At 44.0% G+C, this 22,250-nt stretch carries 12 protein-coding genes; 1 reads left to right on the top strand and 11 read right to left on the bottom strand.

Going from position 1 to position 22,250, the window contains the following annotated elements:
• Positions 1–17: 17 nt before the first annotated feature.
• From AC1DXF_RS17635 to AC1DXF_RS17600, 8 genes are all read right to left on the bottom strand, one after another.
• A complete protein-coding gene (locus tag AC1DXF_RS17635; protein ID WP_477450040.1) occupies positions 18–1,853 on the bottom strand; it encodes a sialidase family protein in 1,836 nt (611 codons plus the stop codon).
• Between the two features lies 1 nt (position 1,854).
• Positions 1,855–2,799 (bottom strand): glycoside hydrolase family 43 protein, encoded by a 945-nt coding sequence (locus AC1DXF_RS17630; RefSeq protein WP_477450039.1) that lies wholly within the window; start codon positions 2,797–2,799, stop codon positions 1,855–1,857.
• A gap of 14 nt (positions 2,800–2,813) precedes the next feature.
• Positions 2,814–4,199 (bottom strand): glycoside hydrolase family 140 protein, encoded by a 1,386-nt coding sequence (locus AC1DXF_RS17625; protein ID WP_477450038.1) that lies wholly within the window; start codon positions 4,197–4,199, stop codon positions 2,814–2,816.
• Positions 4,200–4,201: 2 nt separating this feature from the next.
• A complete protein-coding gene (locus AC1DXF_RS17620; protein WP_477450037.1) occupies positions 4,202–7,303 on the bottom strand; it encodes a DUF6298 domain-containing protein in 3,102 nt (1,033 codons plus the stop codon).
• 62 nt (positions 7,304–7,365) lie between these two features.
• Positions 7,366–9,027, bottom strand: coding sequence for a polysaccharide lyase (locus tag AC1DXF_RS17615; RefSeq protein ID WP_477450036.1), 1,662 nt, complete (start codon positions 9,025–9,027; stop codon positions 7,366–7,368).
• 67 nt (positions 9,028–9,094) lie between these two features.
• Complete coding sequence (locus AC1DXF_RS17610) at positions 9,095–10,924, bottom strand: RagB/SusD family nutrient uptake outer membrane protein (RefSeq protein WP_477450035.1); 1,830 nt, start codon at positions 10,922–10,924, stop codon at positions 9,095–9,097.
• Between the two features lie 13 nt (positions 10,925–10,937).
• A complete protein-coding gene (locus AC1DXF_RS17605) occupies positions 10,938–14,138 on the bottom strand; it encodes a SusC/RagA family TonB-linked outer membrane protein (protein ID WP_477450034.1) in 3,201 nt (1,066 codons plus the stop codon).
• A 95-nt stretch (positions 14,139–14,233) separates the two neighbouring features.
• Positions 14,234–14,908 (bottom strand): DUF3826 domain-containing protein, encoded by a 675-nt coding sequence (locus tag AC1DXF_RS17600; protein ID WP_477450033.1) that lies wholly within the window; start codon positions 14,906–14,908, stop codon positions 14,234–14,236.
• Between the two features lie 450 nt (positions 14,909–15,358).
• On the opposite strand from AC1DXF_RS17600, the gene AC1DXF_RS17595 reads away from it, so the two are divergent.
• On the top strand, positions 15,359–16,249 hold the full coding sequence (locus AC1DXF_RS17595; protein WP_477450032.1) for an AraC family transcriptional regulator: 891 nt from the start codon (positions 15,359–15,361) through the stop codon (positions 16,247–16,249).
• Between the two features lie 51 nt (positions 16,250–16,300).
• On the opposite strand, the gene AC1DXF_RS17590 is transcribed toward AC1DXF_RS17595, so the two are convergent.
• The 3 genes from AC1DXF_RS17590 to AC1DXF_RS17580 all read right to left on the bottom strand — a co-directional run bounded on the left by AC1DXF_RS17590 (position 16,301) and on the right by AC1DXF_RS17580 (position 22,201).
• Positions 16,301–17,233, bottom strand: a complete 933-nt coding sequence (locus AC1DXF_RS17590) for a dihydrodipicolinate synthase family protein (protein WP_477450031.1) — start codon at positions 17,231–17,233, stop codon at positions 16,301–16,303.
• A 28-nt stretch (positions 17,234–17,261) separates the two neighbouring features.
• Positions 17,262–18,818 carry a sodium:solute symporter family protein gene (locus AC1DXF_RS17585; protein ID WP_477450030.1) on the bottom strand — a complete coding sequence of 519 codons (1,557 nt, stop codon included), beginning with the start codon at positions 18,816–18,818 and terminating at the stop codon, positions 17,262–17,264.
• Positions 18,819–19,393: 575 nt separating this feature from the next.
• Positions 19,394–22,201: an outer membrane beta-barrel protein gene (locus tag AC1DXF_RS17580; protein ID WP_477450029.1), complete on the bottom strand. Its 2,808-nt coding sequence runs from the start codon at positions 22,199–22,201 to the stop codon at positions 19,394–19,396.
• Between the last annotated feature and the right edge of the window lie 49 nt (positions 22,202–22,250).

Genomic DNA, 22,250 nt, shown 5'->3' with positions numbered 1-22,250 from the left:
AGCTCTGCTACCCATTCCTAATAATTGCCTGTTTTAAATGATTTGATATAATAAACCGCGGATTTAGCAGATTCGCCTGCTTTTGGCAGGTCGTAGTTTTGATCCGTTGGTGTGTCTGTATCGGGGAAACGCCGTACCTCGCCTGTGCGAAAAACAACACGGTTAACGCTTAATACCGGGGCAAAAAACAAGGCAGTAAGCACATCCTTGCCGTTTACATTCATGGTATAAAAACGGGTATTGGTGTTTAATTTCAGGATGATATGATAAGGTTTGCCTGCCTCATATTTCATAATGTTTTTATCACGGTATCCCGCCTTGGTCCTAAACTGCCCCGCCGAATCAAGTGTGAGCCTGATGGCGGCACTGCCCTTTTCGTCCTGGAACTCTATATCAAGCATACCAGCATTATTTTGCCCTGGGATGATGGTAAAATCGGCGATTAACTTTTTAGATACAGGCACCACGCGTTCCGCTTTGGCATAATCAAAAGGGTCGTTGTCCTTCAGGGTAAGACTTTTTTCGCCATCCGGAGCTTTTTCAATAGTTGCAGGAGCCCATTGAGGGCTGTAAGTATTCCACAGTTCCAGCTCTTTACCGGCAGGTATCTCATTAAATACTTCGTTGGCATGTGCACCGGCTATTTCGGTTAGGGGTACAGGTATTGATGAAACCCAGATGTCCTCCTTATTCATACTGTAAGTGACCCACAGCTTACCATCGGGTGGGCTACCGTTGCCTTCTTCTATCCCGCGCACATATTGCGGCCCGTATGATTTATAGGCGCCGCCATACCGCATTGCCGAAATTTCGCCGTTAACCAGTAACAGGTTTTTATAATTGAGCCCATCATCACTAACCGAAACAGCCAGCGGCCACCTGAATTCGGAAGGGTTATAAACGGTTGCATATTTACCATCGAATGTGCGCTGCCCCCATATTTTGGCATTGCTGTTCACAAAGCGTGGCGCACGTGCAGCATTTGCAGGCCAGGTTTTACCATTATCGGTACTGATGGCTGTTAGGGCATATTTCCATAAGCCGACTACCCGGCCATCGGGCAGGTGATAAAAATTGAAAGCCTTATAGTCTTTATGCAACGGTATTAAAGGATCTTTTTTATCGGTTTCTTCTACCCACTGCATCATCATTAAGGGATTAGCCATCAACTCGTCACAGGCCTGTACAAAGCCTTTGTCTTTACTTGTTTTATAAAAGGGATAGCTTGTGTTTTTCTCGTTCCATTTAGGGTTGTAATGAATAAAGTAGATAGGCCCGTATTTCCCGTTTGGTAAAACTTCGCGCACCACACGCCCAATCCCCTGCCCATCATTGGGGTCATCATGTCCATCCAAACAAATACCATAAAAGCCCAGCACCAGCAAGCGTTTTGATTTGGCGGTATAAAAGCCCATACGCTGGTGCATTACCGAATACAGGTTATTTGCCACGCCAGGATGCCCTTCTTTTGTAGTACCATCGGGTATTTTATAGGGAGGAAAAACAAGGGTTGGTTTCGACCAGTTTTGCCCGTTGGCAGATGTGATCACCAATGTTTGGCCGGGGGGCGCGCTCTCTCCTACCTTATCACTCAAATACTCAACATAAAAAGTATTGTTCCAGTAGGCCAGCATAGGCGCATGGTTATAAGTAAACCCAAAGCCATCGGCAAGTTCGGGATGTTCCCGGTTGGCCCTCAAAATCTGCGTACTATGCACCCCCACTACCGGAGTTAACTGCCCGTGATGGTAATCAACATTAACTATTGTATTGCCGGTGTAGCGTACTGTATCCTGTGCTTGCGCGGTATAAGCAATTAATGTAAATAGTAGTATATTGATGATCTTGTTCATGTTAGCTTCTGTCGTTTTTCAACTGTGCTTCCTTTAGCAGTAAATCCAGTTGTTTTTTGGTCACTTTAAAAACAGTCCCGTGTTTATGCCCTTCGGGTACCTTTACACTATCTGATACATCAGTAAAAGTTTTAAAATCGGTAGTGCGCATAGCGCCATATCTTTTTAACCTGTATGAGTCATAGTACACAAGCCAGTTGTTACCCGCTTTTGTTAAAGATGGGCCTTCGCTGTACGTTTCGGTAAAGCGTTTGGTATAGTTGCTGTATGGCCCCAATGGGTTGTTACTAAATGCAACCAGGACATTGCGGTTGGGCCGGGTATTATCCTTCATTACCAGGATATAATCATTTTTGGCCCGCTTTACAATTTCAGCATCAATTACACTAAAGCCTGGATCGAGGAATAGTTTAGTTGGCGTAAACGCTTTAAAATCCCTGGTTGTGGTATAATACAGGCGGTGGTTATTGTTCTCGTCCTCCTGCCCTTTAGGGAAACGATTGGGTACTGTTGATGCCCAAACGATAATAAACCGGTTTGCTTCATCATCATAAAACAATTCGGGCGCCCAGGCATTAACAGCGGTCGGTTCGTATTCCATCACATTAATGTGTTGCTGTGCCGACCAATGTACCAGGTCAGTTGAGCTGGCATAGCCAATACCCTTATCATCCTTCCAGCCGGTTGTCCACACCAGGTGGTAAACGCCATCCGGACCCTGGGCAATGGATGGGTCGCGCATGATTTTCGCCTGGCCGGCATCCGGTTTTAAAAATACATGGTTAAGGTCTGTCCAGTGCCAGGCATCGTAGCTGTATAAAAACCGGAGCCCTTCATTGGCAGGTTCATGAAACGAGGAGAAAATGTATACGCTTTTACCTGCCTTGCATGATACCATCATAACAAAGGCAAATAACAACGTTACGTATTTAACTAATCGGTTCATGTTTTATCTCAGGTTTATATAGCGTCAATGATCAGTACCCAATCATTGCCATTTGTTTTTTGGCCGGGAGGATTGAATTTAAGTGTTTTTGCTTTGGTAAACGTGCCTATTGCTGTAACTTGTCCGTTACGCGGGTTAAACCAGGATGCTTTTATCTTTGCTCCCGTTAATTGCCCGGTATTCACATTAATTTCTCTGCCGGTGTAGGTATAAATAAATGCATAGTTTTTACCACGGGTAGCTATAAGCCGGTTATATTTTTTGCCCTGCGGTCCTGCAATAAGTGACTGATCGGGCACCCTGTCGAAATATGACCGCGATAACATCAGTTTTTTAAGGTAGATCATTTGCCTGGCGCCGGGATCATTTATAGACTTGTACCAATATCCCTTTGAGCCGTAAGCGCTGTTTTTATCTGTTGGCTTGTGCATTTGCATTACATCATTATGGCCATAGGTATAACCGCAGCTACCGGCAAATACCGACCAGTAACCATATCGCCTTACATCGGCATCCGTCCACCTTGGCAATTTGAGATCATGCAATCCATAGGGAATTTTCTCATAGGATGGTTCGGCATCAAGTGTAGGTTTTACGGGCGTTTTGGCATAGTCAACCTGCACGTATTTCCAGTTATCCTCGCCATACTTTAAGTCTTTTTTTGAGGTATCCTGGGCATAGGTACGATGACCGGATTGGAAGCAATTAAAACTTAACCAGGGCTGCTCATGAAACCAGGTTGATGATTGTGTACGCCCGCGGGGGTGGTACGTAATGAGGTGTGCTGTATCAAGGTCGTGCAGCGTATTTCCAATGGCATTCCATGTTTTCAGTGAGTCGGTACCGGCTATATCCCCACCGTTCATCCAGATGATGTTTGAACGGTCGCGGTATCTTTTGGCTAAAAATTCAGCATAAATTTTGGCTTTAGCTGCGCTGATATGATCTTCTTTAACTACCGATCCCCATACAGGCACCAAGGCAATGTAAAGCCCTTTTTCGGCAGCTTTACTGATTATCCAGTCAATATGATCCCAATAATCGTATTCATCACCCTTGCCAAAGGTATTGCCGGGCGTTACTTTAGGCTGGGCGATATTTTTATTACTTAAGGCCGAGTCGCCATAGGCATTTGTTTCTTTAATGCTATGTACAACCATAACCTGTATCACGTTAAAGCCTTGCTTGCTCCGGGTATCCAGGTATTGTTCGGCTTCTTCCCTGTTCATCTTCGAAAACAGGAGCCAGCCGGTATCGCCCAACCAGAAAAAAGGTTTGCCGCCTGCTGTAAAGTACCGGTGGTTTGCAGCTATTTTTAAAACCGGCATAGCCGTTTCATTACTTTTGAACGAGAAAAGCAAACAAGAGATGATACCTATTAAAACAATCTTTTTAAACATAATTATTTTTTACTCATCAGCCATAAAATGGCAGTCCCGGCGTTCGGGTTCTTTATTTCGGCACCATTACCTCCTTTTACCTGCTGGTCGCCGGGCAAAATTTGGCCGGTTTGGGGATCTATCCATTGCGCTTTGTAACTGATATTGGCAGGCAGATTCAAACGAACTGCCTTATCAGTACTATTGTAAACAATGTACCCTTTGGCAGAGCTTAATGCCCATTGATCTTTTGGCGTGCCGGGCAGCTCCACAGGCTTCATGCTGCTTGCCGCAGTTAAAAATTGTTTATCTGTACCGGCAGGTAATACCGGCAATGAGCCTCCGGCTATAAATACGGCCCAGCCAAAACGGTCATAGCCATCGGCAGAAAAAAGCACAGCCTTACCGGGGTATTTGGTGCGGTATTCATGCACGGCACGGTAAACCTGCTCAAAAGATGTTGCTTTGGGTTTTAAAATACGTGCCTGCTGGCGTGGCGCAAGGCTTTGCCCGCCGATAGGTTCATATGCAGCGCCATTGGCCTGATAATACCAATAACGAATATCGATCACGTTGATAACCGATGCTTTTGAAGGATCGGCCAGGATAGCGTCCTGCACATCCTTTGTGGCGCTAAGGCCAATAATTTCTTTCTTTTTATGAGTAGCTTCCCATTGTTTAATGGTTTCTACCCAAAATTGCATAAAATGAAGCGGGCCGGTGAATTCTTCCCCCATAAATTGAATTACACCGTTATTGCCCGCAAAATTATCCATGCATTTATTAATATAAGCCTGGTGAAGTTTACGCCTCACTGGGTTGGTTTCATCATAAAACTGTTCGGCCATAAACTGGCGCTTATCTCCCGCGTAAGGTACCGGTTCGGGGAAGCCACTACCGTTGATGTTGTTGGCGGTGCGCCACGGAAAATCGGTATAGTGCGCGCCTGCCTCGATAATGTTATGCTGAAAATAGTTTTGGTGCACCAGTACCAGCCCCTTCTGATCGGCCAGGTCGGCAAACTGTTTTAAACGGCTCCAGTACCAGGTGTTGTATTTGGTGAGATCGTATTTGCTTAAGCCATCGTAGGCTAACTCTTTACCGCTACGGGCAAAAGGCAGTTCATAAAATGGCGCCCAAACGTCGCCATCCATCCGGCGGATGCGTTCATGGTCATCCCGGCGGCGATCATACCATAAACCGTAATTGTGCTCAAAGGCTACAATGTTATCTTTAAGCATCCTGTTGCACACTTCATCCAGGTCATCAGTAAGCCCGGTTCCCGTTTGGCCGGGTACCCAGCGGGTAATGGCGGGTTTGGCCTCTTTTTCGGTATAATCAGGGTGAACAGTGCCGCTCCACCAGGGAGTTTGCGCATGTTTGCCGGCAAGCACAGTATTGCCGCGTACCAGCCAGCCATTTTCAACACTCATTTTTGGAGCTGCAGCAATAGTGCCGGTTGGCTTATATCCTATTTGGTCGATTGTTTTTACACCAGCGGATGAAGTGTTTATCGAATTTCTTTGAGGGGCCTGGTTTATCCAGTCGCTTATGGTTATTGCCGGTTTCCTGGCAGCAGCCATTAGCGCGGCAGCCTGCTCAACAGTCGGGCTGCTCGACGGCTCTGTTGCAGCATATAAAATATCCGCTTGTTTACTTACATCTTTATTTAACCGGTTTACCAATTGCGCATAATAAAAGCTGCGCGGGTTAATAGTGCTATTGGATTCTTCCCAATAGCCGTCGCCGGCAAATTGTGCCCAGGTGCCAAAAGCCCAATTTTGCGCTGTTGGCGGCTGGTAACAATCCACACGGGCAGCGGTACAGTTCCAGAATAAGCTATTGGCTGCACTCCATCCCGCTCCCTGCCCATCCTGCCCACGGTTCATATAACTTAGTGCTTGCGCGTCAATATTTACTACATCAAACAAAATACCTGATGCCCAGCTATCAATTGACCCGCTAAAACTGTAAGGCTGAATTGACATACATTGTACAAAGGCATTTGGACCAGGGGCGCAATATCCCGTTGCGAAATCATGATACCCCTGTTCTGAATATGAACGCTGGAACAGGGTTTGCCCGCCCATGGTGAAAAAGGTATTACGGCGTTGCCCTCCTATTTCTGATACCGGGGCAAGTGATCTGCAATCTTCAACGGTAATACGGTTACCTGTAGGTGCAATAAATACCGCCGAACCCGCAAAATGCTCAAAGGTTACCTGGCGCACCCAGGCATCAGTAACATTTTCCATGGTGATGGCCATCCAGCGGTGCGCTTCGTCCTTTGGGTTTGATGCTTCATAAGCCGACCGCAGTTTTAAATTTTCAATACCCACCTGCGCTATTCTGCCCGGCCATTTATAGGTTGCTATAAGGCCGCCGCCATAGGCTGTATCTAAAGCCGCGGTAAGCGGTGCGTCAAGAGTAATAGTGTTGCCATCAACGGCAATTATCTTTCGGTCCCAGTAAATATCGCGTTCGCCGGGTTTCCAGGCTAATGCGGTAAGGCCGCCGCCAAAATGATCTGTTTTGATGGCATTGATCCAGGCCTGGGTGCTGGGCCTGTGTACCCTAACCATATCACCGGTTTTAACATCAGTGCCTGCAGCAATGTGTAATGTATTAGCATTCACAGGCACATAAGCATCTGTAATTTTAATTTCCTTATCGGTTTGCCTGTTGTTTTTACCCGAAACATGGATAAAAGTTTCCCTGTCTGTTCCGGCAGCCAGTAATATGGTTCCGTTTGAATCCATGCCACTTCCGCGTAATATTATACCCGTGGCATTTATTTTAAGGCTGCCATTAAGCTTGTATATCCCCTTATTAAGCAATACAGCGCCGCGAATACCATCCTTACCGGCGGGCAATCCCGCCACATAATCCAACGCGGCCTGGATCCTCAATGTGGCATCTCCAGGCTTTATCGGAACGACAACCCGCACCGGAGCAACAGGAATTGGCTGTTCTGAAGCCATGTACCCGCAATAAGAGTAATCGGGAATGCGATCGCCATTGGCGGCAACAGCATAGATCAGCTTCCCGTTTTTATCAGCAGCAACAGGCGACTGTGGTTTATCCTGCTTCCTTTTTTGAGCAAACAAAGGAGCATGCAAAAGCATGCTCCCCACCAACATATAAATAAACCTATTGAACCCAAATCCTGACATTAGTACTGTTATAATTATTTCAAGGTAGCTAACTTCTTTTCGCCTTTCATCGCTACGGTATTTAAATATACTTCTATATTGGTATAGCCACCGCCATTTTTAGCAGGCAGGGCCGAATCATTACCATCTTTAGGATTTAAGCCATGTTTTGTTTCCCAATCATCTGGCAAGCCATCATTATCCGAATCTTTGAAAGGTGTACCTTTATAATCAGGATATCCGCCTACCTGCCATGGTGCAGTGATGATACCCAGTTTATATGAGTCTTTCGGTAATTTACGAACCTTAAACTGGTATGCAGTGTCGGTTTGCATTTCCTTATAAACAATTTTTCCTGTACGCGCCTGCTCTGTAATACGCACATCAACCGCGTCGCGTTTTGGCAGCGTTGCACCTGCATTGGCAATAACAAATTTGTAAGCATCCGTAGCCGACATAATAGTCAAGGGCGGCATAGGGAATGGCGTGTTTGAGCGCATGTAATCGGTATACTCGCCCGCATCAGGCAATTCTTTGCCTCCGGCTCCTTCAACCTGGATACCACCTTTCCACGGGTCTTTGGTAATTTCGGGATATCCTTCCATAATATTACCAACGGCGTATACACGACCAAAAAACTTTTCTTTCAATTTGCTCCTGCCCGATTCAGGTTTCAGGATCCTGTGGCCTACAGGCTCATTTTTTGGCGTTACCGGACCAGGTTTGAAATAATTATTGATTACATTATAGTTTGTTGTATAATCGCCGCCATCCATAGAGCGGTGGTGCCAGTTAAATACCACGTTGTTTACAAAATTGTAAACACCATTCCAGCCTACTGATGGATTACGACCGGTATTATCGGCCCAAAGGTTACGAATCAGCAAACTGTTTTCGCCGCCTGTGGTGCTGCCGAAAGCATGGTTCCAATAATCAAGCGATTCGGAATAGATACAGTTTTGGATGGTGATATTAACTGTTCCAAGCTTCTCCTCCTTTGAACCGTCGCCCGGATCAAACATATGCCTGTACATCGAAAAATTTTCATCTAAACCCCAGCTCGCCGATACGTGATCAACAATGATATTCCCAACCGGGTTACCGCCCAGGGCATCGTCCCTGCGGCCAACATTTGTTTCGCCACGACGGAAACGCATATAACGGATAATTACATCATGCGTATTTACCCAGAATGATTCGCCGGCAATACAAACACCGTCGCCCGGTGCAGTTTGCCCTTCAATGGTGATGTATGGCGCCCTCACTATAATGGGCGTTTTTATACGGATAATACCTGCAACATTAAATACTACTATGCGTGCGCCGCCTTTTTCGCAGGCGTCACGTAAGGTACCCGGACCGCTATCAGCAAGGCTTGTTACTACATATACCTTACCACCACGGCCACCAAAAGTAAATTTACCACCGCCCTCGGCACCGGGGAAAGCCGCCAGCTTTGCCTGCGGCAGATCTGATGGTCTGCCTGCCCAGGGCACATACACTTTACCGCGTCTTTGATCGGCCTTAATTATAGGAAGCGCAACCTGCCATGCAGAATCTGAACGGCGGGTAGCCTCTTTCATCAATGCTTCACTCTCGTCTTTTACTTTTTGGGGTACCTCCGGATATTGTGCAAAAGCCGGTTTAACAAATCCCAATGCTGCTGCCATTATAAATATAGCTGTGTGCTTTTTCATAGGTAAATTGAAATTATCCTTTTTAACTTAAAGTGGCAGCATTGCCGCCACTTTAATATTTTAACAATTATTGTAACGGGTCAAAAGTTCCGCCCCAGGTATTATTTTGTTCAATTTTTGGGTTATTTGTAATGGCAGAAGTAGGGATACCAAAAAAGTAATATTCGTCCTTCCAACTAATTGTATACCCATTATCCAGTTTTTTGGTATTCAGGGTAAAGTATTGGTATGCCTCATCGGCGGTTAAACCATCCCTGCCTGCAAACGGCGATACACTAAGACTTGTGGGCGCGGTTGCCGAATTAACATTCCATTGAACTCCGGTCCTCGTTTTGCCATTTAAGGTATTGGCAAACAGCTTCCTCCTACGCAGATCCCAGAAACGCTTACCTTCAAATGCAAATTCTATCTGGCGCTCAAACATAATGGCATTGATCATTTCAACCTGGCCCATGCCTGTTTTTAAGCCATACAAATTATCTGCTCCGGCCTCTACTCCGGCCCTTTTGCGTATTTGTACCAAAATATCATATGCTTCCGAAATTTTGTTAGTTGCGGCTGCGCATTCGGCCTGGTTTAACAGTACTTCTGCGTAGCGAATTTCCATCCAATCGGTACCCGCATATTGCACATTACTTTGTAACGACGTAGGATCAATGGCCTTACGGCAATAAAAACCTGTTGACGATGCCTTTGGTTCCACTGTACTAAATGTAGTTGGCTTGCTAAGATTTGGGTTGTAATAATATGTCCATAACCTGTAATTCAAATTATTGATGATATACCATGTACATCCGTTGTAGGCTATAGTTTTATCAAAGCGGGGGTCGCGGTTTTGGTAATAGGATTGATCGTTGTAAGCGTATTTCGAATCTGCAGGCAGCTTACCATCTTTCATCGGGTATGCTTTTACCATTTCCCAGGTGGGCTGGTTACTGCCGCCGCCGGTACCTAAATATGACGGTCTTGTAGAATTATCATAACCATTGCTCTTTTTGGTATCGGTGGTTAAGTTGTTATACCCTGTTACCAAAACAGCCTCGGGGTTATTCACTTCGGTAAACCACATATTTTCGTATGATGTATTTAAACCAAATCCGCCGGCCTGCAATAAAGCAATGGCCTGGGTATTTGCGGCATAAGCGGCTTCCCATCTTTCTGGTAAACTTGCCGGGTTAGCCGGATCACTTGGTCCTGCTGTTACAAATTGCGGGCTTGCCCAGGTTAACAATACACGGCCTTTAAATGCAGCGGCCGCTCCTGCTGTTATGCGGCCCCAATCAGAAGATGCGGCCCATTTTTTGGGTAGATATTTAATACAACTATCCAGGTCGGCACTGATTTGTTTAATACAATCAGATGTTTTATTACGGGGCAGTAAAGCAGCATCTTTTGCTTCCTGGCCAACAGCCTGCAATGGGGTTAATACCAATGGCACACCGCCATATAAACGTACCAGATCGAAATAACGGAAAGCACGAAGGAACAACGCCTGGGCACGCAGCCTGTTTTTGGTAGCTGCTGGTAAAGTTCCGGCATTAAGGTCCCTGATGAAAGTATTGATAAAACGAATTTTACCATAATTGTTAGTGACATTTACCGCGGTACCTATATCTCCAACGTCATTATTGGTAAGCGTCCCTCTAAAGAACTTGGTATCAGAATAAGATTCTTCCGATAGCGAGTTTGGATTGCCTATGGCCCCGCCGGTAACACCACCCCAATCGGGCAGGTTTGAATTGTATATGTAATTTAGGTTTAATACCGCCAAGGTTGAATCATTGAAGATCTGGCTTGCCACAGCATTGCCTTCGTCGACATTGTTAAGTACTTTTTTACAGCTTGTAATTACCGTTGCTAAACATATTACCGGTAATAATATTTTGTGAATTTTCATTTTGCTTTGATAATTAAAAACCAACATTTAAACCAAAAGATACCGTTTTGAGCGTGGGGTACACATTGTACGGAGTCGCGTTATCCCTGTATGTGAAAGGGTTATAAAAGTTAAACGGATTGGTTGCCACCGCGAATGCTTTTATGCTTGCTATGCCCATCTTTTTTGTCACAGCCGCAGGGAGCGTGTATGACAGGTTGATATTAGTTATTTTAAACGTGTACGAACTCCTGAACCAAAATGACGACGTTAAAGTATATGAATCTGCATAGTACGGCGCCGGATATGCTGCGTTTGAATTAGTAGGAGTCCAGTGGTCCGACCAAAACTCCGGCCGGTTATCGGTAGCCTTTGATAAGGCCCTTGCATCGCCTTCAACCAGGCTTTGGCCTCCAAACGACATGCCCATGGTCACGTTTAAATTTATTCCTTTATAGCCACCGCCAAAATTTAAGCCCAAACCGTAATGGTTGCTTGATTTATTGGTGAGGTAGTCCTGGTCCTCTTCGCCTATTTTACCATCAGGAGCAGTGTACTGGCCTGTGGCATCTTTAGGGCCACGTACATCCTGGTAGTACAACATTCCCGGGGCGGGCACCAGGCCATTAATCCGTACAGCATCCGGCGAAACGCCTGCTGCTGCAGCCATCTGTGCTTTTACGGCATCGGCCTGCTCCTGTGATCTGATCATACCCATGTAATGGTAACCCAATACACCCTTATCGCTTGGGCGTCCTGTTGCATCAAGGTAGGTGCCAATATTGCCAAGCGGCTGGTCAACTCTCAGGTTTTTATCGTCATACCATGATAAAAACGGGCTAAAGTTGTAGTGAAAATCTTTTCCTATCCTATCCTTCCAGCTAAGGGCAATCTCGTAACCAAATGTATTAACCGATGCAAAGTTTTCGGTTGGCGGCGCGGTGCCTATCAATACCGAAACTGACGATGTTAAACCCGATAACATGTTATACCTATGCGAGTAGTATCCATCTGCAGTTAACGAAAGACGGTTATCTAAAAACTGGGCGTCGATACCAAAGTTGGTGCTTAAATTACTGTCCCATGTGGTATTTGCATTTGCTATTACAACGTTTGGCGCAAAAGTGTTGCCCCTGTCGTTATTGCCGCCAAAAACGGCGCCCTTACCCGTTTCCAGCCTATAGTTTTCCTGGTACAAATAGGGCTTTGAGCTATCGTTGCCCAATAAACCAACTGATGCCCGAAATTTTAAGAAATTAACAAATTTGATATTGTTTTTGAAGAACCCTTCTTCTGACATTACCCAACCCAACGAACCCGAAGGAAAATAACCCCACTGGTGGCCGGGGGCAAAGTTATTGTTGGCGTCGGCACGGACCAGCAATTCAACAAGGTACTTATCGGCATAAGAGTAGTTTACACGACCCGCATAAGCCAGGCGGCCAAACTCCAACACCCTGCCATTTGCCTGATCGGTACTTTGGGCCCCGGTTGCAAACTGCATATTATCAAAGCCTCCTATTAACGTGCCTTCACGATAGGCCTGTAAGCTTTCGCCCGAATCGTGCTTTTGCTCAAATAGAGCAATGGCCGATAATTCATGTTTGCCAAAGCTGGCAGCATAAGTTAAATTACCATTTACCTGGTACACATTGGTAATGCCAGGGGTAAAACGTACTATATCACCATTTTTGGCCGAAATCACACTTTGAACATCTCCACCTACTATATGCTTATTTTCGCCCAGGTTGGTGAATGAGTACATGTTATACCTGGTACCGTATTGTTTGCTAAAATCGTTGTTGATATTGCGGTTGTAGCTTACATTAGCTTTCAAACCTTTTATAAAAGGGATTTCATATTCGACATTGGCCAAAACATTTAACATGGTTGTGTTTTGAGATGTGTAGTTATTTAACTTTTGTATCTCAAAAAAATTCGCTCCCTGAAACGATCCTGTATTTGATGCCTGCAGCACCGGTAAGCCGTTGTAATACATCGGCTGAAACTGCGGAATTGCCAGCAAAGATTTAAAATCGTTGTCCAGGCTTTCTGATCCCTGTTTAAAATAATACCTTTTGCTGTAATAGGTATCGCCGCTAAGTGATAAACCAATTTTTAAACCACTTGCTACTTTGGCATCGGCACTGGCCCTGAACGTGAATTTGTTGGTGCTGGCGCCTTTAAAATTTGAATTTTGTTGCGTGTAAGTACCGCCTGCAAAATAAGTTGCCTTCTCATTACCTCCGCTAACTGTTAAAGCATGGCGCATAATATATGATGATTGCCAGGCCTCTCTTAAGTGATCCGAACTGTTGTTGGCAAAATAATCTAATTCATCCGGGCTGTAGTAAGCGGCATCTTTTGTTGTACCGGTTCCTATAACACCTGTAGGCGATAAGGTATAGTTGTTTTTGGTTTGCTCGTAATCATTAAGATAGGTTGCCTGCTGCAAACCTGTCATCATTTGCGGCAGCTTAACCGCGTCAGATATTCCGTACGATCCGCTGTAGGTTACCTTAGGGGCACCTGACTGGCCACGTTTTGTTTTAACGATAACAACACCGTTTGCACCCAAAATCCCGTATATTGCTGCCGCGGCATCCTTTAATATCGAAATACTTTCAACCTCACTTGCATCAAGCAGGTTAAAATCACTAAGTGTTCTTTGATTATCATCGATGATAAATAAAGGATCGGTTTTACCATCTTTTGCAAAAAACACAGGGTTACGAATCTGTATTGTAGCGTTTTCGCCTGGCCTGGCAGTACCGCCGCTTACAGAAATATTGGGCAGTTGCCCCCGCAAGGCCGCAGCCAGGTTGGTTGTTGGTATATCCTGTATGTTTTTCATTTCCACAGTTGCAATTGCCCCCGTAAGATGCGCTTTCTTTTGTGTACCATAGCCCACTACAACCACTTCGTCCAGACTTCTTTGCGATGGCAACAGCTTAAAATCTGCATTCATTTCGCCTTCTCTTAAGGCTTTTTCCTGGTAATTGTAGCCTATAAATTTGGCGCCGATTACAACTATCTGCAAGTTTGTGGCCTTAATGGCATACTTGCCATCAGTACCCGTTACAGCGCCCGTTGTACTTCCCTTTACCGTAATGGTAACGCCAGGCAAGGGCTGACCATTTTCGTCAGTTACCATACCCGTTATGGTCCTGTTCTGGGCCTTTAGCGTACTGCTAATCAGGAGCAGTACAGAAAATAAGTAAAAAATTTTTCTCATAAAGTCTTGAAATTGAATTTCATAATTCTGTTAATTAATTGGTTATAACTGATGTTCAGGTAATACTTCTCACTTTATCAACCCTACTGTTTGTTTCACTTGTTTGCCGCGGCCCTTTCTTTGATCCGTTTTTGCCATTCTTCGCCTTCCTTCTTCATGTCGTAGCCCTGGGCCGAGAGGTAGTTATTTATACGGCCTTTAAATTTGCCAAACCAGGCATGTTTTTTTTCTGATGATTCGGCATCTATCGCGTTTTCACGCGCTTCCAGTAACCAACCCCTGATTTTGTCTTTTTGCTCGGCGGTAAGTTTGGGCAGTTCATCTAAATAAGCGCCGTATGTTATGGGGTAAATACGGTAAGTCATGCCATCCCTAACTTTTTCTACCTGGTCTGCATTTAATTCAGACTTCAATTTTAAAAGGTATTGGGCATGCAGCACTTTCAACTGCTTAACAACACCGCTGTCAATATCAGCTATCCTGGTTGCAGCTGCGGGTTTGTCATTGGCAAATTGCTCTTTAATTTGTTTGCTTTTGGCGTTGCGGTCGTTGTATATATCGTTAAGGTTGCGGTACTGATCAACAATAATATCGCGCACCCTTTTGTACTTTACCGAGTCGCTAATATTTAACACATCAACAATTTTCGCCGACCGTTGTGTAATTACCTGTGTATAGCTATCGCTCCCGGTATTTACCGGTGCCGATTGTGCAAATGCGACTGCATACCCGCCACACAGTAATGTTAATATAACAATATATTTTTTCATATTCATTTCTCCTGGTTCAAAAACTTAGTTTTTATATAAAATCAAGTACCTGTAAATCAATTTATTAATTAAATATTGTAATATATTTTACTTTATTTCAATCGTATTTACAACAATTAAACAAGCACATATCATTTACTAATACCTTATTTAAAAACTATATGTTGGTTACCTTATTCCGGTTTATATATTTGGTTGCAGCAAACTGTTTTACAGGATGCTTTAACAAATATCAAAGATTAGGTAGTGCCATTTCTACCTGTATTTATCAATTTATTGTACGATCCTATCATAACACTATTTTTCCTATACATCCTGGTTCTGTCAAAAGAATGTTACCTTTTTATATTCAATGTTTGCTTAAATATTTATAATTTTAAAAATTGTAAGCCAATTAGCAAGCAGTGTTTAAACTGCTAATTTTATTAACAGTTTATTGATTTTTCAAAAATGAAGCCTCATTTCCTTAAGGTTGCTGTAAAACCACAGAACTCTTTTAGCATCAGGCATGATATTTTGCCAACCTTCAGGGGTATCTGGCATTATCATCCGGAGCTGGAACTTCACTACGTAATTAAGGGGGAAGGTGTGCGTTTTATTGGTGATAATATCAGCAATTTTTCGCCCGGCGAGATCACCTTACTTGGCGAGGCCCTACCCCACTGCTGGCGCTGCAAGGATGAATACTTTTTGCCCGATTCGGGGTTGAACGTAGAAGTGATTGTAATTCATTTTTTACCAGATTGTTTGGGCAAATATTTATTGAATTTACCCGAAACTTACCTGCTGCCAAAACTGTTTGAAAAAGCTAAAAGCGGCATGGTGATAAAAGGGGCCGACAAAGAAAAACTGGCTCATTTAATGCGGCAGGCGGTTGAAGCAACCAACCTCGACAGGATAATTGTGCTGCTGTCTATTTTAAAAATATTGGCCGAAACGGAAGAGTTTGCCCCTATAATTCTTTCACACAACGAGTTTCATCAATCTAATGAATCGGACACCATTCGCCTGAATAAGGTATGCTCCTATACGCTGGCCAATTATAAGCAGGAAATCAGTCTTGAAAAAATAGCAGCTATCGGTAATTTAAGTGTCACCTCCTTTTGCCGTTATTTTAAGCTGATGACCAAAAAAACCTATTTTGATTTTTTAACCGAGATCAGGATCAGTCATGCCTGCCGTTTTTTAATTGAGGATAAGCTGCCTACCGAAGTATTGTGTTTTGAGTGCGGTTATAATAACATATCAAATTTTTACCGGCATTTTAAAAGGGTAACCAACATGACCCCATTGGAGTATAAGAGGCGGTATATTAAAGGGCAAAAGGCAGCTGTGGCATAGCTAACTGATTTATACATAACAAGTCGGCTTTTAGCTTTAGTCATTCTGCTTTTAGCTCTTACAAATGCCGATATTATTTTGTAGCAAAGTATAACTGCTATACAAGTCTTCGATTTGGTTACGTACTGAAGCCGAAAATTGCCCAACGTTGCGCCTTGTAACGGTCGAAATTTTTAATCCGCGCCTGGTTAAATAATATTTGGCTATAACGGGGTACACATTGTGCATTACAACCATGTTATCTGTTAAAAACTCCTGTACCATGGTTACCTCATGCTGTAAAGCCTCATTGGCATAATTATTACACAACCATACAATTAGCTCTGGAAAAAAATTTCCCTGGATACATGACAGGCCAGCCGAACCTGCTTTTAAAGTTTCAACGGCGTGGCCCATATAAGCATCGTATAAACCAAAGGCCGGGTTTATGGCCTGGGCAGCCAATTTTTGCTTTACCTGGCCGATATCAAGACAAGTATCTTTATGATAAATTACCCTGCCGGTGGCTACAAAATCAATAAGCTGCTTTGGTGATAAGAGCCTTTTGTAAGGTACCGGGCATTCGTAAAAACCCAACGGGATGCCCTTGGTTTGATCAAAAAGTTCAAATACGCGGTCGTTTAAAACATCATCCGGCTCGTGCGCATCTGCCAGCAAACTTGTAATTGCAATTACTGCCGACGTGCCTGTGTCATGTACTTTTTTCACAAAGTCGGCTTGCTGTGCAATAGCACCGCCAAAAGTTCCGGTAGCAACTACGGGTACGGCCCCGTTCACTACTTTTATAACATGCCTTATCAATTGCAGGCGCTCGTCGTCTTTAAGTTCAAACATCTCGCTGGATAGGCAATTGGCAAAAACACCGGCGGCCCCGGCTTTCAAATACATTTCTGTTAGTTGCGTAAGCGCGTCGTAATCAATACCGCCGTCATTTTTAAAAGGGGTTAACATTACCGGTATAAAACCTTTTTTTGCCTCTTCCATTTTTATTTATGTTGAATTTAAACCGGCGTTAAACCGTTTGCTGCCTTGTTTTTGTTAAAAGTATGCCCGTTAAAAAAATAGCGAGCGTACCTACAACGATAATCATATTTGTATTTAAAGTGCTGCGAAGCGAAGCGTACTTATCTGGAATAATAGCCGGGAATGTGAGCCATATAATAACGACAACCCCTATAATTGTGGCTATAATTGCCTCATGATTATTGGTTTGCCTGCTGATAATACCCAGTAAAAACAGCCCAAGCATGCCCGCCGCGAATATGCCCGAAAGCTGCCACCATAAATCAAGTATGCTTTTTACGCCTATCATTGCTATGCCCACGCCCATACCTGCAAACCCAAATACAATAGTACCAATGTGTAATAAAAAAAGTATTTGCTTACCGTTAAGTTTTGGCTTAAAGTAACGCTGATAAATATCAACCGCAAAAACGGTAGCCGATGCGTTCATCCCCGAACTGATGGTGCTCATTGCTGCCGATAAAATTGCCGCAACAATAATGCCCACAAATCCTGTTGGAATACGGGTTACCATAAAATGAGGCATAATTTTATCTCCATAATCAGCAGGTGTCAATGTGGCCACCAGGTTGTTTACCTGGCCGGGCGTAGCCGTCAACGGAAGCCGCTCCACTGCCACCTGGTGCTTTATACTCAAAAGCAAATCGGGATGCTGGCTATAGTAGGCATACAGGCAGGATCCTATTGCAAAAAAAAGAAATGATGCGGGGATGTATATCAGCACACAAAGCCACACCGATTTTGCTGCCTGGCTGGTTGACTTTGCCGCGTGATAACGCTGTATATAATTTTGGTCCATACCAAAATTGTTGAGATTTATAAAAAAACCATAAAACAATATTACCCAAAACGTGGGCTGTGTAAAGTTTAACGAGAAACTGCCCAAACTAAACTTATCGGCAATTTTACCTATAGCCAGTATTTTGGTAAAGCCGCCCGGCACATTGGTTACCACCAGGTAAATAATAAGCACCGCTCCCAGTGTTTTAACAATGGCCTGTACTACCTCCGTCCAGATAACCGCCTTTATACCACCCGATACCGTGTATATGATAATAGCAATGCCCATAACAAGCATAATGAGTTTCATAGATACCCCCGTGAGCGCTTGCAGGCTTAATGCAATACCAAAAAAAACCGAGCCCATACGCGCCAACTGTGTAAGTAAAAAACAAACCACCGCGTAAGTGCGCGCCCATGCGCCAAAACGCTTTTCGAAATGGGTATAGGCCGATACTTCGCCGCTGTTACGGTAAAATGGTATAAAATACTTAACCGCTATCCACGCCGCCAGGGGCATAGACAGGCTGAATACAAAAGCGCTCCAATTACCGCCATAAGCTTTACCCGGCACACCCAAAAAAGTATTACTGCTTAAAAATGTGGCATATATGGATAGCCCGATAGCCCAACCCGGTATCAAACCCGAGCCGGTGGTAAATTGCTCGGCATTCTTATTCTTCCGCGAAAAATAAAAGCCGATTAATACCATGGCAATAAGGTAAATACCTATAACGGCAAAATCGACCACGGGTAACATTTTCATGTATGAAACGGGTTGAACGGTAAAAGTTTATATTATGGTTTAAAATTGTATTAACAAATGTAACGTCGGCTGATTAACATTTACTATAACATTTTTTCAGGGTATTGTAGGATGTTAGCATTTGGTTAAAGGAAAATCACTCTTTAAATTTTCAGGAATTTTCCTGCTTCTGTCGATTGTGCACTTACAGCCAACTTTTCCCAATTGCAAATCGACTATGAGGATAACAGTCGATGGGTAAGAAAAAGGAATGCTGAGTTGTAAAATTTCGCGAAATTCTGAAAGGGGGATGACAACGATTTAATCCCCAATGTCATGCCGAACTTGTTTCGGCACCCCACATGCTAAGTGTACTTCATGTGGGTGACCCGTCCTGTGGGTTCCCGATCCGTTAGCTAACGGACGTGATGACTCCCGTTTTTAAACTTGTAATGGGTATGTACGAAGCATAACAAGCTTTAAGTGTCAATCATTACATCTTCAGAGTCCCGATATCACAGCCCAGGGTGACTTCCGTTTTCCAATTTGCCGTGGGTAAGTTGTTTCAGCATGACTTTGGTTTTGTTAGACTGCCCTTACTCAATAAAACTTCCATCCCCTCTCCTTTTCATCCGTTGCCCGTGACGCATCGGCGAGCCTGTCCATTTTTGGAGGTTTAGTTTGGCGCTGAACATGAAGTAACGGCTTTGGGCGTTGCTGAGGGTGTTGGTTACCGAGTTTTCGGTAGTTACCTGGTTAACAAAGTTGTTTTGCTTTAAAATATCAAATACCTGGAATGTGAGCGTAAGGTTACGGCGCTTAAAAAACTGCTGTTCAATGTAAGCGTTAATTACCAACGGGTTACGCGTTAGGTTTTGCGATATTCCTTTTACGAAATTCTTATTAGCACTGTACCCAAACGTAGCCGTTCGCCCGGTAAGGAAATAAAACTTACCATCAATGGCTAAAGCCGTTGTACTGATATTGGTATTTACCGAATGTGGCAGCGTAAAATATGATTTTGCTACATCATAGGAAACATATGGGTTAATTTCTACCGATTCGCTTGGGTTTATCTGCGGGCCTAAGCGCTCATTAAAATGCCAGGTGGTGGTAAAGTTTTGCACATTGTTACTCATGGATATACCATGCCCGTAGTTGATTGTACCATTGAGCGATAGGTTATACTTACGATCGGCCAACTGTTTAGATATGTTGTAGTTGCCGCCAATGGTGTAACTGCCATTTAAATTAATATAGTGCGTTTCGTTTTTTAAAGCGCCAAGGGTATCGGCTATCTGCACCGTATTAGTAACAATTTGGCTTTTAATAAAGCTCACGTTGGCGTTGGCAGATACATTGAACTTCGAATCGACTATGTAGTTATTGTATTGCAAATTGATGGAGTTCCTGAATGACGGTTTCAAATCAGGATTACCCACAACCGGGTTTTGCGGATTGGATTCATCGCGCACAGGTTGAATCTGGTTAAACGAAGGCTCTTGTGGGCTGCCCGAATAGTTCACCGAAAAACGCTCCTGCTTTGACCATACATATTGAAAACGAGCTATCGGGATCAGGTTAAAATTAGTGCGATGCGTATTTACTACTCCCCCGGTTATTTTGGTTCCATCTAAAACGGTTGGCACACCGGTAACACCTAACGAAATGTTATATTTTTTTTGATTAATGCGATAATTAAGCGCCAGTCGGGTTTCGGTAAATGAGTATTTAAAAACGTTACTCAGTGAATCGACAAGGCTGCGTTTCCCCAGCGAGTCGATATTATAGGTATAGGCTTGGTTATCATAGCTGCGCGAATTTACCTGGGCATTAAATTCCAGCTGGGATACATCGGTAAGGGGCTCAACGTAGGTAAAACTCGTCCTGAAGTTTTTACTCAGGTTACTGCGGCTGATGTGGCGGTTAACCAGTGAATCTTTTAAAACGTGATTGATTGAATCCTGGTAGTATATAATGTTATTATCCTGCTCGTTAACCGTTTCATTATCTGCCCGGTTGTAGCTTACCTGCAACGACAGGTTGCGCTTTGGCTTTTTAAACAAATGCTGATAAAACACAATAGCCCCCCAGGTGGGCACGGTATTATTGCTGCCGGTTAGCCCCAAAATATCCTGGTGAATGAGGCCGGTTTTAAAATTTTGTGACGTATTTGTGGAACTGGCGCCCGAGTAGCTAAAATTGGGGGTTACTTTTAAATAATTAGCGCTATCAATATTATACTCCAGTTCCAGGTTTACATTATGGGTTTTACTATTATTTTGCGAATTGGAGTTCCTGATAAAATTAGTTGTACCCAATGTGCTAAACTGTTGGCCATCGCTATGGTTAATAGAATTAACATCTCTGAAATTATAATTATAGCTGGTATTTATCTGGATCTTTTTGGTGAGATAGGTCCGGTAGCTGATATTTGGCCCACCTGTTTTGGTAGTACCGCCGCTGCCGCCGCCTGTACCGCCCGAAACGCCATTTACCGTATTTGCAAAACTTCCTATCAGTCCTATCTGTTCGTTGCCGTTTATACGCTGAAAAAACAGCCTGTTATCATAACGGTCATCACTACCGGCTCCTGCGCTTAACCGCCCAACATTCCCTACAGATCTATCGGCCCTTGTGGTAATGTTCAATACTTTTTGCGGGTCACCATCTTTGATACCTGTGCGTGCCGCCTGGTCGCCGTAGTCGTCAATTATCTGTACTTTATCAACTATTTCCGCAGGCAAATTTTTAATGGCTTGCGCAACATCTCCACCTATGTAATCTTTGCCATTCAACCGGGCTTTTACTACGGCCTGCCCCTGGTGGGTAACCGTTCCATCTTTGGCAACTTCCACGCCCTCCATTTTTTTTATCAGTTCATCCACCGTGGCGTTCGGGCGCACCTTATAATCGCTTGCGCGATATTCAACTGTATCTGTTTTATAAGTAACACTTGGTTCGCCGTTGATCACTACCTCGCCCAGCATGTGCTGCTGAGGCTTCAAAACAAAGGCATCAAGCTCCAAACTGCGCGATTCGTCGTTGTTCAGCATCTTGCGGACAACCGTTTGGAACCCTACACTGGTAACGGTGATTACAAACGTGGCCGACTTAACCTTCCCAAATCTGAACTTACCTGTTGGACCTGTACTGGTAACTATGCTATCTGTAGCCGATATCAGTTTGATGGTTGCCCCTTCCAGTTTTTTACCGGCGGTATCCTTAACTACGCCATAAACTTCCCTAAATGGTAAAGGCCCCTTTTGATCTTTAGTGCCACGCTGCCTCCCGAAGTTACCGGCACCGTTATTCCCGTTCCCATTGCCGCCTCCACGGCGGTTTTGGGCATAGCTTGCGCCGGCAAACATCAGTATAAATAAAAAGAGTAAAGTTTTTTTCATGGCAAGGCGGATGTGGCTGCATTAAATCCCGAGTTAAAAGTCATGAGCC

Source organism: Mucilaginibacter sp. P2_A5, from assembly GCF_056404995.1.
The sequence above is the reverse complement of the archived record's forward strand: the minus strand, read 5'-3'. Positions and strand labels throughout refer to the sequence as shown.

Coding starts and splice junctions, on each gene's coding strand:
- AC1DXF_RS17635 (WP_477450040.1), bottom strand. CDS start 1,853: ATGAACAAGATCATCAATATACTACTATTTACATTAATTGCTTATACC.
- AC1DXF_RS17630 (WP_477450039.1), bottom strand. CDS start 2,799: ATGAACCGATTAGTTAAATACGTAACGTTGTTATTTGCCTTTGTTATG.
- AC1DXF_RS17605 (WP_477450034.1), bottom strand. CDS start 14,138: ATGAGAAAAATTTTTTACTTATTTTCTGTACTGCTCCTGATTAGCAGT.
- AC1DXF_RS17620 (WP_477450037.1), bottom strand. CDS start 7,303: ATGCTTTTGCATGCTCCTTTGTTTGCTCAAAAAAGGAAGCAGGATAAA.
- AC1DXF_RS17585 (WP_477450030.1), bottom strand. CDS start 18,818: ATGAAAATGTTACCCGTGGTCGATTTTGCCGTTATAGGTATTTACCTT.
- AC1DXF_RS17580 (WP_477450029.1), bottom strand. CDS start 22,201: ATGAAAAAAACTTTACTCTTTTTATTTATACTGATGTTTGCCGGCGCA.
- AC1DXF_RS17595 (WP_477450032.1), top strand. CDS start 15,359: ATGAAGCCTCATTTCCTTAAGGTTGCTGTAAAACCACAGAACTCTTTT.
- AC1DXF_RS17615 (WP_477450036.1), bottom strand. CDS start 9,027: ATGAAAAAGCACACAGCTATATTTATAATGGCAGCAGCATTGGGATTT.
- AC1DXF_RS17590 (WP_477450031.1), bottom strand. CDS start 17,233: ATGGAAGAGGCAAAAAAAGGTTTTATACCGGTAATGTTAACCCCTTTT.
- AC1DXF_RS17625 (WP_477450038.1), bottom strand. CDS start 4,199: ATGTTTAAAAAGATTGTTTTAATAGGTATCATCTCTTGTTTGCTTTTC.
- AC1DXF_RS17610 (WP_477450035.1), bottom strand. CDS start 10,924: ATGAAAATTCACAAAATATTATTACCGGTAATATGTTTAGCAACGGTA.
- AC1DXF_RS17600 (WP_477450033.1), bottom strand. CDS start 14,908: ATGAAAAAATATATTGTTATATTAACATTACTGTGTGGCGGGTATGCA.